Annotated in this window: 12 protein-coding genes; 9 read left to right on the top strand and 3 right to left on the bottom strand. The window is 62.1% G+C overall.

Going from position 1 to position 13,708, the window contains the following annotated elements; translation table 11 throughout:
- Nucleotides 1-96 precede the first annotated feature (96 nt).
- The 3 genes from AB4Z15_RS22265 (at nt 97) to AB4Z15_RS22255 (ending at nt 3,335) form a co-directional block, all read left to right on the top strand.
- Nucleotides 97-237 (top strand): hypothetical protein, encoded by a 141-nt coding sequence (locus tag AB4Z15_RS22265; RefSeq protein WP_223935169.1) that lies wholly within the window; start codon nt 97-99, stop codon nt 235-237.
- Between the two features lie 145 nt (nt 238-382).
- Nucleotides 383-1,894 carry a glycosyltransferase family 87 protein gene (locus AB4Z15_RS22260; protein WP_442018996.1) on the top strand — a complete coding sequence of 504 codons (1,512 nt, stop codon included), beginning with the start codon at nt 383-385 and terminating at the stop codon, nt 1,892-1,894.
- Nucleotides 1,887-3,335: a phytoene desaturase family protein gene (locus AB4Z15_RS22255; protein ID WP_442018995.1), complete on the top strand. Its 1,449-nt coding sequence runs from the start codon at nt 1,887-1,889 to the stop codon at nt 3,333-3,335. The genes AB4Z15_RS22260 and AB4Z15_RS22255 overlap by 8 nt, the downstream gene beginning before the upstream one ends.
- A 13-nt stretch (nt 3,336-3,348) precedes the next feature.
- Here the strand turns inward: AB4Z15_RS22255 and AB4Z15_RS22250 are convergent, their stop codons facing one another.
- On the bottom strand, nt 3,349-3,954 hold the full coding sequence (locus tag AB4Z15_RS22250; protein WP_442018994.1) for an NAD(P)-dependent oxidoreductase: 606 nt from the start codon (nt 3,952-3,954) through the stop codon (nt 3,349-3,351).
- A gap of 83 nt (nt 3,955-4,037) precedes the next feature.
- On the opposite strand from AB4Z15_RS22250, the gene AB4Z15_RS22245 reads away from it, so the two are divergent.
- Complete coding sequence (locus tag AB4Z15_RS22245; RefSeq protein ID WP_442018993.1) at nt 4,038-4,436, top strand: winged helix-turn-helix transcriptional regulator; 399 nt, start codon at nt 4,038-4,040, stop codon at nt 4,434-4,436.
- Nucleotides 4,437-4,484: 48 nt separating this feature from the next.
- Here AB4Z15_RS22245 and AB4Z15_RS22240 read toward each other — a convergent pair whose 3' ends face one another.
- Both AB4Z15_RS22240 and AB4Z15_RS22235 read right to left on the bottom strand, forming a co-directional pair.
- Complete coding sequence (locus tag AB4Z15_RS22240; RefSeq protein WP_442018992.1) at nt 4,485-5,186, bottom strand: ABC transporter ATP-binding protein; 702 nt, start codon at nt 5,184-5,186, stop codon at nt 4,485-4,487.
- A 30-nt stretch (nt 5,187-5,216) separates the two neighbouring features.
- Entirely contained in the window at nt 5,217-6,296 is a 1,080-nt protein-coding gene (locus AB4Z15_RS22235) for an ABC transporter permease (protein ID WP_442018991.1), read from the bottom strand.
- A 196-nt stretch (nt 6,297-6,492) separates the two neighbouring features.
- Here AB4Z15_RS22235 and AB4Z15_RS22230 point away from each other — a divergent pair, with 196 nt between their 5' ends.
- From AB4Z15_RS22230 to AB4Z15_RS22210, 5 genes are all read left to right on the top strand, one after another.
- Nucleotides 6,493-7,770 (top strand): sensor histidine kinase, encoded by a 1,278-nt coding sequence (locus AB4Z15_RS22230; RefSeq protein WP_442018990.1) that lies wholly within the window; start codon nt 6,493-6,495, stop codon nt 7,768-7,770.
- On the top strand, nt 7,767-8,423 hold the full coding sequence (locus AB4Z15_RS22225; RefSeq protein WP_442005272.1) for a response regulator: 657 nt from the start codon (nt 7,767-7,769) through the stop codon (nt 8,421-8,423). Before AB4Z15_RS22230 ends, AB4Z15_RS22225 begins: the two co-directional genes overlap by 4 nt.
- 89 nt (nt 8,424-8,512) lie before the next feature.
- Complete coding sequence (locus tag AB4Z15_RS22220; RefSeq protein WP_442018989.1) at nt 8,513-10,489, top strand: penicillin-binding transpeptidase domain-containing protein; 1,977 nt, start codon at nt 8,513-8,515, stop codon at nt 10,487-10,489.
- A gap of 13 nt (nt 10,490-10,502) precedes the next feature.
- Nucleotides 10,503-11,765, top strand: coding sequence for an FAD-dependent oxidoreductase (locus AB4Z15_RS22215; protein ID WP_442018988.1), 1,263 nt, complete (start codon nt 10,503-10,505; stop codon nt 11,763-11,765).
- Nucleotides 11,766-11,832: 67 nt separating this feature from the next.
- Nucleotides 11,833-13,515 (top strand): ABC-F family ATP-binding cassette domain-containing protein, encoded by a 1,683-nt coding sequence (locus AB4Z15_RS22210; RefSeq protein ID WP_216924442.1) that lies wholly within the window; start codon nt 11,833-11,835, stop codon nt 13,513-13,515.
- The last annotated feature ends 193 nt before the right edge of the window (nt 13,516-13,708 follow it).

Genomic DNA, 13,708 nt, shown 5'->3' with positions numbered 1-13,708 from the left:
CGCGCGCTTTTATGCCTTGATTTCTCCTGAACTCAATTGGCTTTATTTGTTGTGCCCAATTCCGGCAATTTCCTGCAATGAAAGGAGGTGAACCATATGCCAAAGCGCCCCAAGGACCTGCGCTTCTACAAGAGCAGCGATGCTCCCAAGGAACGCACGCTGTTCAACGACCAGCTGCTCAAGCAAGGTCGTGAAGACGTCTTCGTCGTCCTGCACCAGATGGGACTCATCCGTTGATGTCCTTCAGCCCTTTCGAAGGAGTTTCCGGTGCCGCAGATGCATGCTGAACCCCAGGAAGCCCACGCGGCTACGCGTGGGCTTCCCCCTTTTAGCGGTCTGCTCTGGTGGCGATAGTTAAGCTGCCTGACTGTAAGCTCGATTTATGCAGGAGACGAAGCCGCACCGGCAGCGAAAACGTGCCCGCTTTGTGGTTCCAAGCCGCAGCGACTCCCTGCTTCGTAACTTCACGGAGGTTGTAGGTGGGCCCTTGGGCCGCCACTCAGCCCCAGGACTGATCTCCCCCGCGCCGTTCACGGTAGAACGCGTCCTCGTTATCCTCACCGTGATCGCTGCTTTGCTGGCGGTGCTGGCGAAGGACTATTGCCGCGTCAATGGTTGGGAGACGCCCACACAGTTTTACGCCACGTGCTACTCCGACTTCCCCGAGCTCTTCCGCAACCGCGGCCTGGGCGATGGAGTGTTCCCCTTCTTCACGCAAGACAGCTTGTTTGAGTACCCGGTCCTCATGGGGATCGTCGCAGGACTGACCGCACTGCTGGTGCCTGGCCAAGGGGTGAGTAGCGAACGCATTCTGGGTTACTTCGACGTCAACGCAACGCTGATCGTTGCCGTATGGATAATTACCGTCCTCCTGACCGCCCGAATGAACAAGCGCCGCCCCTGGGATGCCGCCATGGTGGCCCTGGCCCCGGGAATCGTCCTTGCGGGGTTCATTAACTGGGACATGTGGGCGGTGGCTCTGCTCGCACTAGCCATGTACTTCTTCTCCCGCGACAAGCTGGTCCTGGCGGGAATCTGCATCGGGCTGGGAACGGCCACCAAGCTGTACCCCGTCCTCATTCTGGGTGCCATTTTGGTGTTGGCCCTGCGCAGTGGCCGTTTGAGGGCCTTCTTCATGACAGCCGCCGCGGCCGCTGCGTCATGGCTGGCCGTCAACCTTCCCATCGCGGCAATGAACCCTTCGGGCTGGCGCTACTTCTTTGAGTTTACCCAGGAACGGCCCGCCGGATATAGCTCGCCCTGGTTCGCGTTCAACCTCGTTGCCGATCGGCTTCAATGGAGCCAACTCAACGCCGCCACGATCAACTCGCTCGCACTGAACCTGTTCGTCATTGCGTGCGCGTTGATCGGTGCCCTGGCTTTGGCGGCGCCCAGGCGCCCGCGCCTCGCCCAGTTGGCCTTCCTGATTGTGGCCGCGTTCATCCTCACCAACAAGGTGTACTCGCCCCAGTTCGTCATCTGGCTCATTCCCCTACTTGCACTCGCGAGACCGCGCTGGCGGGACTTCCTGGTCTGGCAGGCCGCCGAAGGTCTGCACTGGGCCGCCATCTGGATGTATCTGGGCCAAGCGACCAGCGGTGGGTCCGTGCAGCACAACATAGACATGTCCTACTACGTCCTGGCCGTGGCCCTGCACATGGTTGCAACGGCGTACCTGATGGCAAGGGTGGTGATGGATATCTGGGATCCATCGCAGGATCCCCTACGTGCTTTGGGCGAAGACGATCCGCATGGCGGGCCTTTCGAGGGCACCAAGGATTGGCTCAGGGTTAACGTTCTCCACCCGTCCACGTCGGTTCTCCCCTGGCGTTCAAGGGTTGAGCCGGCCGAGCCTGAAGCACCCCGGCAGTTGGAGGTGGGTAGCGATGGCTGATGTCGCCGTCGTCGGTTCGGGTCCGAATGGTCTTGCCGCGGCAGTGACCATGGCCCGCGCAGGGCTTGAAGTACATCTGTACGAGGCCGCCGATGCCATCGGAGGCGGAACGCGGACAAGCGAACTCATCGAGCCGGGTTATCTGTACGATGTATGCTCCGCGGTGCATCCAATGGCAGTGGCATCTCCTTTCTTCAAGGAGTTCAACCTTTCGCAGCGCATTGAGCTGCGGGTGCCCGAAGTCCAGCACGGCACACCGCTGGACGTGGGTGGGGCGGCACTCGCTTACCAGTCCTTGGAACGGACATCCATGGAACTGGGGGTGGATGGTCCAGCGTACCGTCGGCTGATTGCGCCGCTTCTTGCGCGCGTCAATGGGGTGGTGGACTTTACGTCGAACCAGTTGCTCCGTGTGCCCAAGGATCCGCTTGCGGCTGTGTTGTTTGGCCTCGCGACCCTGGACCAAGGAACACCGTTCTGGGGACGGCGCTTCCGTGAGGAGGCTGCTCCGGCCTTGCTGACCGGCGTGATGTCCCACGCTTTGGGCTCGCAGCCCGCGCTCAGTTCGACCGGTGCCGGACTCATGCTCGCCGTCCTGGCCCACGCCGGCGGATGGGTAGTGCCTGTGGGCGGTTCCGCAGCAATTGCACGTGCGATGGCCGAGGACCTCATTGCCCACGGCGGAACCATCCACACCGGTGAGCGCGTGGATTCTTTCGATCAGGTCAGGCCGGCAAAGGCGATCCTGCTGGATGTTGCACCCCCGACGCTCGCACGTCTGGGTGGCGCTCAGATACCCGACAACTATCGTAGGGCTCTGGCTGCATTCCGCTTCGGGAATGCAGCCTGCAAAGTGGACTACATTCTGTCCGAACCCGTTCCCTGGCTTGCTCTTGGCCTGAAGCGGGCGGGGACGGTCCATGTGGGCGGTTCGCGAATGGCCATGGCCGAATCCGAGAACCTCGTGGACATGGGCAAACACCCAACGGAGCCCTACGTGCTGGTTTCCCAGCCGTCCCTTGTGGACCCGTCGCGGGCGCCGGCGGGACGACACATCCTGTGGACGTATTGCCATGTGCCGGCTGACTCTGATGTGGACATGGCTGAGGCTGTCACCGCACGGATTGAGCGATACGCGCCAGGCTTCCGGGACGTGGTGGTTGCCTCGAAGACCACGACGGCGGTTGAACTGGCCGCCTACAACGAAAACTACGTGGGGGGTGACTTCAGCGCGGGTCTGTTGGATTTGCGGGGCCTCGTGCAGAGGCCAGTGGTGTCCAACGTGCCGTGGCGTACCCCAATGCAGGGCGTCTATTTGTGTTCTTCATCCACCCCACCCGGGCCTGGCGTTACGGGAATGCCCGGGTACCATGCGGCGAAACATGCCCTCAAGGACATATTCCAGATGCCGGTACCCGGGCTTGGCCTGACTGTGGGTTAAGCCAGGCTGCTGTTTAGTTCGCGGCCGTGAAGCGTGCGCGGCGGTGAGCCGGGCTTTCGATTTCATCCAGCATTGCAACGGCGTAGTCCTGCGAGGAGATGCTGGTTCCGGCGGGGGAATCCTTAGCCACGTTGTATTCGCCGGTACGCTCGCCGGGCTGGATAACCGGAGCGGGGGCAAGGACCGTCCAGTCGACGTCCTCGGGAGTCTGCTTGACGGCCTCCAGTGCCTTCGCGGCGGTGGTGGCTTCCGCTTTGTATGCCTCGGGGAAGTCCGGGGAGTCGAGGAGCCGGACGCCGTCTACCTCGAGGGTGCCTGCACCGCCAACGATCATGAGGCGGGTTCCTTCGGCGTTGCTGTAAGCAGTGGCCATGGCATCGAGCCACTCTCCGTGATCCCCGCCGGTGCGGCTGGGACCCGTAGCCAGCACAACGACGTCGTGGTCCTTTGCAATGGAGGCAAAGACCTCAGCGTCGCCCAAATCGGCAACCTGGGCAGTTGCGCCGGCGATCTCGGCGCCCTTGCGGGAGATAGCCGTCACTTCATGGCCGCGGTTGATGGATTCATTGACGATTTCAGTGCCGACCATACCCGTGGCGCCGTAGACTGCGATTTTCATGACTCTCCTTTGGGTTGCTATCCTTGCGATAACACAAAGGTATCTATTGGATACTGATAGCTTCAAAGGAACTGAGTTACCTGATGGATACTAATGCCCTGCCAGGGAACATCCTGGATCCCAATTGCCCATCCCGCGTGATCTTCCAAAGAATCGGCGACAAGTGGGCGTCTTTGGTGATCCAAGTCCTCGGTGATGGGCCCGTGCGGTTCTCGGAGCTGCGCAAGATGGTCAACGTTGTCACGCCGAAGGTCCTGACGCAGACCCTGCGTGCCCTGGAACGCGATGGGCTCATTACGCGGACCGTCCACGCTCAGGTGCCGCCGCGAGTGGATTACGAACTTACTCCAATGGGCGAATCCCTCCTGCAACCCCTCACACTTTTGCGTCAGTGGGCCGAGAGCCACGTGCCTACGATTCTCGAAGCCCGCGACGCCTACGATGACGCGCAGGATGAAGCTCTCCTCGGCTCCCCCAAGTAAGTCGCAGCTGAGCGCGTTCTGAGCACGCAAAACGCGCTCAACTGCGACCTAATTGGGCAGGGCGGACGGGAGTACGGCGCGGCTGATTCGTCCATCCCGCATGGTTGCGACGGAGTCAGTCAGAGGGAGAAACTCCGTGTCGTGCGTGACCATCACAGTAGCCGTGGAGAATTCGTCCGTTATCCGGCGCAACAACCTGACGATCGATTCGCTGCGTTCGTGGTCCAGTGCTGCGGTAGGTTCGTCCACCAGCAATACGGTGGGGCTGCCCATGAGGGCCCTCGCGATGTTCACCCTCTGACGCTGCCCCCCGGATAGCTGGTGTGGCCTCTTGTTTGCCGACGCGCTCAAACCCACAATCTCCAATAGTTCATTTGCTTTGCCAAGGGCCTCACGGACAGCTTTGCCACGAAGATGGTCCCGGATCAGCAACTGCTCGACGGCGGTCAGCGACGGAAGAAGATTTGGCTGCTGGAAGATGATGCCGACTTTGTCGCGCCGCAGGGCCGTGCGTTCGGCCTCCTTTAGCGCGGAAACGTCCTGCCCGTTGATAAGGACGAGTCCGGAGGTGGGCTTCACGAGCGTGGCCGCAACAGCCAGGAGTGAGGACTTGCCGGAACCGGACGGACCCACCAAAGAGAGGAACTCCCCGCGTCCAACTGCAAGGCCTACGGCATCCAAGGCCTTGAGGGTGGAGTCGCCGTCGGGGTATTCCAGAGTGATGTTGATGAGATTCAATGCATGCGTCATGATTTATGCCTTCCTGGGAATGTTCAAGATCTAGTTGCCGCCGAGGGCAAACAGTGGATCTACTTTGGTGACATTGCGGACCGCGAGGACAGCACCGCCGAGGCCCAGGACGATGACGCCGACAACTGGCACCAAGGTGGTCAAAGGCGTGACGAGGAACGGCGCCGCGGTGGCCGCGAGAAGTCCGCCCGCCAGACCTAACAAACCGCCACATGCGGCGCCCGCCAGCAGTACGATCGCCGCCTGAGCCAAGGCGTCACGCAGGACATACCCGGAAGAGCCGCCGAGGGCTTTCAGGACCGCAATGTCACGCGTCCGCTGCACTGTCCACACCGTAAGGAAGGCCACGATCACCAAGGCAGAGGTTCCGTAAAGAAATGCCTGCATCAGCATGAGCGAGCCGTTCTCACTCTTGTAGGAGGCGAGAGCCTGGAAAGAGCCGACGGGATCCATGCTTACCGTTCCAGCCGCAGCGTTGGCGGCATCAACGCTGACGGAGGCACCGGCGTCGTAATTCACGGTCAGGACCGTGGCGGTACCCTGGGGAGCGTGGGCGATGTTTCGCCAGGTGTCCAGCGTGGTCCACACGACGCCGGTGTGCGAGTACCACTGGTCCTGCACAACTTCTGAAACAGTCAGCTCCGTCCCACCCACCCGAACACGGCTACCGGCCTCAAGTGCCAGGTCCTTCGCAAGCGTTTCGCCGACCACGACGGTCCCGTCGTCAAGAGGCGCAGGAGCCGTCGGACCGCCAAAGATTGCCACATTTGCGGTACCGCTTGGAGCACCATCTCCAGCCAAGGATTGGAAGCGGGTTTGGCTGATGCCCAGGGCGTGTGCCGATGACACGCCGGGTTGTTCCCGCCAGGCCTCGAGCTGGGCAGTGGAAACCTCAGACTCGGTGTAGGAGGCCTTCGGCTCCCCGCCCGCCGGTGTGCCGAAGACAATCTGCTGTGCGGGCAATGATTCAATGGCCGAGGTCGACTGGTTTCCGAGCCCGGCAGTAAGCCCCGAAAGCATGACCAGCAGCAGGGTAATAAGGGCCACAACACTCCCCATGAGCGCGAAGCGGCCCTTGGCGAAGCGGATGTCGCGGATGGCGAGAAACATCGGAATCCTTTGCTTGGATGCGGGCTTGGTCCCGTCTGAATCCACTCTTCCGGCCAATGGAACCGGGCACATCGGGAGCCCGATGGATTCGCGCACATCAAGGGGTTGAACCGGCCATCATCCGATTGGTTGATTCCTGCTTCACGACGCGGAATTTTTCAGGGAGCGGCGCAAGGCCGGGGATAGGCTGGGACGCATGCAGGAGACTCCTACGGGCACCGCCACAATCCTCCGTGTGCTGCGGATAAGTCTCCATGTGGGCTTCGCGGCGCTGCTGTTGGTGGCAGTGGTGCGGCTCCTGGCAGGCACTGCGGGCAGTGCGACGCCGGTGGCGATCATTGCTGGACTGGGACTGTCAGCCGCCTTGGCCCTGGTGTATCTCGTGGGAACCATCCTTGAGAAACGCCACGCCAGCAATGGCTCCCGATTCGATCCCACACCATACTCCGGCTGGTGGCTTGCTGCCGTGATGGTCTTGTGGCTGTTGCTGCTCCTGGTCAGCAGCGATTTCGCATGGGTTGCCTTCCCACTCTTCTTCCTCCAATTGCACGTACTCCCCCGGCGCCTGGCCCTGCCGGCAATCGTCGTGAGCACCGCTTTGCTGATTGGTGCCCTGTGGTTCCACAGCAGGGGCGCGGCCGACGGCGGTCTGCAGCTTGCGATGGTCCTGGGACCCATGTTTGGAGCTGGCTTTGCCGTGGTCACCGGGTTGGCATACCGTGCCTTGTTTCTGGAAGCCGAGAACCAACGCGTTGTTGCTGACGATCTCCGACGAACACGGGCAGAATTGGCCAAAACCCAGCACGATGCCGGGGTCCTCGCGGAGCGCGAACGGCTGGCCCGGGAAATACATGACACTTTGGCGCAAGGATTCTCCAGCATCGTTCTGATGGGGAGGTCTGCGGGGAAAGCCTTGGACGAGGGGGATGTGAAGGCCGCGAACGAACGGTTGAGGATAGTTCAGGACACCGCTTCGGCCAACCTTGCCGAGGCCCGGAGTTTTGTCCGTGATCTCCGGCCACCTGCTTTGGAGGAGTCCAATCTGGTGGACACGTTGCGCAGGCTTTGCGAGAAAACCGAGACCGAAGCAGCCGCCCGGGGAACCGCACTGCGCTGCCGCTTCGAACTTGTGGGCACCCCCTTGGACTTGCCCAATACGTACCAGACCACCCTGCTTCGGGCCGCCCAGGCCTCCCTGGCAAACGTGTGGGCCCACGCCCGTGCGAGTGCCGTCGTCGTGACCTTGTCCTTCCTCGGCTCTGAGGTAACACTGGATGTTTTTGACGACGGCGTGGGTTTTGAACCGTCGAAGGCGGCTGGCAATGCCCGCGGGGACGGCACCGGCGTCGGACTTCAGGGCCTTCGCGAACGGTTGGCGGCGCTGGAAGGCAGCTTGGATATAGAGTCGGCGCCTGGCGAGGGAACGGTGGTTGCCCTTCGGGTGCCGCTGCCTGCCGGGAATGGTGCGGCATGAGTGAGATCCGCATCCTCCTGGTGGACGACCATCCTGTTGTGCGGGCCGGCCTCCGGGCAATGCTCGCCGATTTTCCTGGTATCAGCGTTGTGGCCGAGGCGGCGGACGGTGATGCAGCGCTGGCCGAGCTGGGCAGGTTGAACACACTGGGTGAGCCCGTGGACCTGGTGCTGATGGACCTGCAAATGGGCAACGGTATGGACGGCGTGACGGCAACAGGCAGGATCAAAGCCGGCGAGGCCGGGACTCCCCCGCCGCCTGTCCTTATCCTCACCACTTACGACACGGACGCTGACATCCTTGCCGCTGTCGAGGCCGGTGCCAGCGGCTACATGTTGAAGGACGCCCCGCCTGAGCAGATCCAGCAAGCTGTGGTGTCCGCTGCCGCTGGTCAGACCGCGCTGGCACCGGAGGTGGCCGCCCGGCTCATGGGCAGGATCCGGAATCCGTCCCCTGCATTGAGCCCCAGGGAAGTCCAGTTGCTGGAACTCCTGGCCACCGGAATGGGCAACCGCGCCATGGCGAAGCAGTTGTTCATTTCCGAGGCAACAGTGAAGACGCACTTGGTGCACATCTACTCCAAGCTCGGCGTGGACAACCGAACGGCGGCGATTGCCGTGGCGGCGCAACGCAGGATCATTCGCCAGCGTTAAAAGTCATTTTCGGTGGACCCGGGGCTGGGACGGGTCCGGGGTGTGGGCGCGACAAGAAAGTGTCAGTGGAACGGGGCATAATGTCGCAAATGGGGAAAATGAAAACACGGAATCTTGTTCTTGGCTTGGTGGCGCTGGTGATGGCTGGTTCGCTGACCGCCTGCGATGACGGCCGCGCGGGTGCCGAGGGTGCAGCGAAGCAGTTGGCCTCCTCGCTTGCCGCGCTCGACGTCGGTTCGCTCACCGTGGAGGGCAAGGACGCTTCCGCGGCCAACGATCAACTCAAAGCGGTGTTTGAGGGACTCGGCGCCAAGCCATCGGTTCAGTCAGGTGACGTGAAGCTCGACGGCGAGACAGCCACCTTCCCTTTGAACTACAGCTGGAACATTGGCTCGGCCAAATGGGAGTACAGCTCCGCGGCTACGTTGAAAAAGTCCGGCGACAAGTGGGCTGTTCAATGGAAACCCCAGCTCCTTGCCCCGGAACTTTCGGATGGCGAGACCCTCTCCGTTAAGACTGTTCCTGCCCAGCGCGGACAGATCCTCGGCGCAGGGGATGCCCCCATTGTGGAAGACCGCCCTGTTTTCCGCGTTGGTATCGACAAGACCAAGCTTGCCGCTGATCAGGCCGATGCCTCCGCGCGGGCTATGGCTGCCTTGCTCGGCCTCGATGTTGAAGAGTACGCCAAGCAGGTGGCAGCCTCGGGTCCGCAAGCTTTCGTGGAAGGCATCGTCCTCCGTGCCTACACCCCCGAAATTACCGAAGCAAAGATCACTGCCATTCCGGGTGGCGCGAGCATCCTGGATTCCATGGCGTTGGCACCAACACGCACTTTCGCCCGGGCGCTCCTGGGAAGTGTCGGCCAGGCCAGTGCGGAGCAGATCGAAAAGTCCAATGGTGCCCTGCGGGCCGGTGATACCACTGGAACCGGCGGCCTTCAGCAGAAATACGATTCGCTGCTGCGCGGTAAGGATGGCGTGGAGGTGATCGCCAAGCAGGAGGCGAAGTCGGAAGGCGAGACCCCTGCAACCCAAGTATTCTTCTCCTCCCTTCCTGTGCCCGGAACAACCCTCAAGACCACGCTTGACTTGAAGCTGCAGCAACTGGCCGAAGAAACGCTGGCCGGAGTAGGGCCAGCGTCCGCCATCGTGGCTCTCAAGCCTTCTACCGGGGCTGTCCTCGCGGCCGCATCCGGTCCGGGCAGCAACGGCTACAACACGGCGATGCTTGGCCAATACGCGCCGGGCTCCACGTTCAAGATCGTCGATTCCCTGGCGCTCTTCCGCGACGGCGCCACGCCTGATTCCAAGGTGGAATGTACCCCCACCCTGACGGTTGACGGCAGGACCTTCAAGAACTCCGAGGGCTACCCGGAGAGCTCCTTGGGCTCTGTTACGCTGCGGGACGCTTTTGCGCACTCCTGTAATACCGCTTTCATCAATGCCCGTGACACCGTCAGCCAGGACCAGCTCGAGTCTGCCGCGATGGCATTGGGCGTGGCCGTGGAAGCGCCCAAGCTGGGAGCCGACGCCTTCCTCGGTTCCGTCCCCGGAGCGGCAGAGGGAACCGAGCACGCGGCATCCATGATCGGCCAGGGGAAGGTGCTCTTCTCCCCGCTGTCTGCGGCGATCATGGCAGCCTCTGTTGGCAACGGCGCTCCGGTTTCGCCTCAACTCGTGCTGAACCCTGAGGCCCAGAACTCCAGCGCCACAGCCACGCCCACGGAAAGCGGCAGCGCGCCGCCGTCGTCCGCTTCCGCCAGCACGGCGCCCGCATCACCGCCCTCAACCAAGCCGATCACCAAGGAAGAAGCCGCTGCACTGTCGGACATGATGCGGGCAGTGGTGACCTCCGGGCACGCAGGATTCCTCGCCCAGGTACCGGGAGCGCCCGTTGGCGCAAAAACGGGAACTGCCGAGTTCGGCAATGACGACCCGCCCAAAACGCACGCCTGGATTGTTGCCGTCCATGGAGACCTGGCAGTTGCAGTATTCGTGGAAGACGGCGGGCTGGGTGCGACCACCAGCGGGCCGTTGTTGAAGTCGTTCCTCACCGCCGCCGGCTAAATCGGGAGAAGCTATGCAAAGCAGCACGCAGTGCGTTGTGGTTGGTGGAGGACCGGCCGGGATTGTGCTGGGCTTGCTGCTTGCCAGGGCCGGAGTCGAAGTCACTGTGCTGGAGAAGCACGCCGACTTCCTGAGGGACTTCCGTGGCGATACCGTGCATGCTTCCACCATTCGCCTGCTCGATGAGCTGGGGTTGGGCGAAGGTTTCCGGCAGCTGCCGCAGAGCAAGCTCGGCAATTTCCAACTGCCTGCAGGGACCGGGGATTCAGTGATCCTCGCTGATTTCGGGCTCCTCAAGGAGCCGTACAACTACGTGGCCATGGTGCCCCAGTGGGACTTGCTGAACTTTCTGGTGGAGGCAGCCAAGCAGGAACCCACCTTCACACTTCGGATGAACACTGAGGCGACAGAGCTGCTCCGTGATGGGTCCGGCGCCGTGACGGGCGTGGCCTACAGAACCCGGGATCCCCTGACGGGCGAAACCGTGAGGACGGGCGAAGTGAACGCTTCATTGACGGTGGCATGTGACGGCCGTAGTTCCGTACTTCGTTCACGGGCAGGTTTGATCCCACGCGAATTTCCGGTGCCGTTCGATACCTGGTGGTTCCGGCTTCCGAGGAATGCGGACGAGAGGAAAGCCGTGGCGTCGATTGCGCCCAGCTTCGGGACCTCGGACGTGTTGCTGAGTTTGACCCGCAAGGACTTTTATCAGATCGCCTACCTTGCGGCGAAAGGACTGGATCCGCAGTTGCGGGCCGAAGGCGTAGAGGCGTTTCGCGCACGCATCGCCAGATTGCGGCCAGATCTTGCCGACCGCGTGGACAACATTGGCTCCATGGATGATCTCCACCTGTTGGACGTGAAGCTCAACCGCATGTCCGAGTGGCACAAGCCAGGCCTCTTGCTGATTGGCGATGCTGCGCACGCGATGTCCCCCGCCGGCGGCGTGGGGATCAACCTGGCGGTGCAGGACGCCGTCGCAGCGGCCCGGATCATTGCTTCCCCGCTCCTGAGCAAAACGCTCGACGACGATCACCTCGCCGCCGTCCAGAAGCGGCGGTGGGCCCCAACCGTGATTGTGCAGACGTTTCAGCGGGTGCTGCATCGCGTGATCTTCGCACAGGTCATGGCGGGCAAGCAGCCAAAGCCGCCCAAGCTGTTGCTCTTTGTGCTCCGTAATTTTCCCAGCTTCCGGAAGTTGCCTGCACGGATGATTGCCTTCGGCCCACGACCCGAGCGTGCACCCCAGTTTGCCCGGCGAAAGCCTGACGCTTAGCCCGCTCGGGCACCCAGGCGAAGTTCCGCCGTCGAGCCCTAATACCTGGCCGTGGGAAGATTGGGCGGTGGCCCATATTGACGTTTCCGGCATCGACTACTTCCTCTCCGACGGCACCCAGCTGCTCAACGGCGTGACCTTCAAGGTGCCTGACGGCACCAAGACCGCGCTGATTGGACCTAACGGAACCGGCAAGACGACGCTGTTCAAGATCATTTCCGGCGACCTCACACCCGACGAAGGCGTCGTGGGGAAATCCGGGAACATGGGCATCATGCGGCAGTTCGTGGGGCAAGTCCGGGATGAATCAACGGTCCGGGATCTGCTGGTTTCGACGGCCCAAGCCGGTCTCGCGGCAGCTGCCAAGGCTGTAGAAGACGCAGAGCTCGCCATGATGGAGCACGACGACGAGCCCACCCAGATGAAGTACGCCCAGGCGATCGTGGATTGGGGAGACGCCGGCGGGTACGACGTCGAGACGGTCTGGGACGAAGTGTGCATGGCGGCTTTGGGAATTTCCTTCGACAAAGCACAGTTCCGACGTGCCTCCACGCTGTCCGGTGGGGAGCAGAAGCGCCTCGTGTTGGAAGCCCTCTTCGCTGGTCCGGACGAACTCCTGCTCCTGGACGAGCCGGACAACTACCTTGACGTCCCCGGTAAGCGCTGGCTCGAATCCAAGCTCAACGAATCCAAGAAGACCGTGCTGTTCATCAGCCACGACCGCGAGCTGCTCAACAACGCCGCCGGCCGAATCGTGACGCTGGAACCCGGCATCAACGGGGCCGGCGCATGGATCCACGGCGGCGGTTTCGGCTCCTATGTAGAGGCGCGCGCCGACAGGAACGCCCGGTTCGAGGAACTCCGCAAGCGTTGGGACGAAGAGCATGTGAAGCTCAAGGAACTCGTCAACATGTACAAGAACAAGGCCGCGTTCCGGTCTGACATGGCAAACAGGTACCAGGCAGCACAGACCCGTCTTGCCAAGTTCCTGGAGGCTGGACCACCCGAGGCCCTGCCAATTGAGCAGAACGTGAAGATGCGCCTCAAGGGTGGGCGAACAGCAAAACGTGCCGTCGTGGCGGAGAAGCTTGAACTGACTGGGCTCATGAAGCCGTTCTCCACGGAAATCTGGTTCGGAGACCGTGTGGGCGTACTCGGTTCCAACGGTTCGGGAAAGAGCCACTTCCTGCGCTTGCTTGCCACCGGTGGCACCGACCCGGAGCGGGAGCACTTGCCGGTGTCGGACGTTGTCATTGCTGAAGTGCCGCATGAAGGAACTGTGAAATTGGGCGCCCGGATCCGGCCCGGATTCTTCGCACAGACTCACGTTCGCCCTGATCTGCTGGGCCGGACGTTGTTGGAGATCCTGCACCGCGGCGACGAACACCGATCAGGCTTGCCCCGCGAAGCTGCGGCAGGTGCTCTGGACTCCTACGGATTGGCCGGCCAATCGGAGCAAAAGTACGAGTCACTGTCCGGTGGCCAGCAGGCGCGGTTCCAGATCCTCCTGCTGCAGCTGTCCGGGGCCACCCTCTTGCTCCTTGACGAGCCTACCGACAACCTGGACCTCCACTCCGGCGAAGCCCTGGAGCGTGCCATCGATGCTTTCGAGGGAACGGTCCTGGCCGTCACCCATGACCGGTGGTTCGCCAAGTCCTTTGACCGCTTCCTGATCTTCGGCTCAGATGGCAAGGTCTACGAGTCCGAGGAACCCGTCTGGGATGAGAAACGCGTGGAGCGCGCCCGCTAGTCCCCACGTTCTCTCACATCGTTGCCCTTTTGGCCGGATGCTCTCTGCGGTCGTATGGTTTTGTGAGACAGCTTGATGGGAGCTTCAGTTCAGATGACCACGCCCAGAAGAAAATACGATGCGGCTTTCCGTGAGGATGCTGTGCGGCTTGTTTTGTCCACGAACCGGCCGGTGAAACAGGTCGCCGAGGAGA

The organism is Paenarthrobacter sp. 2TAF44 (genome assembly GCF_052114885.1).
Taxonomy (GTDB): Bacteria; Actinomycetota; Actinomycetes; order Actinomycetales; family Micrococcaceae; genus Arthrobacter.
This window is presented reverse-complemented; position numbering and strand designations above follow the sequence as displayed.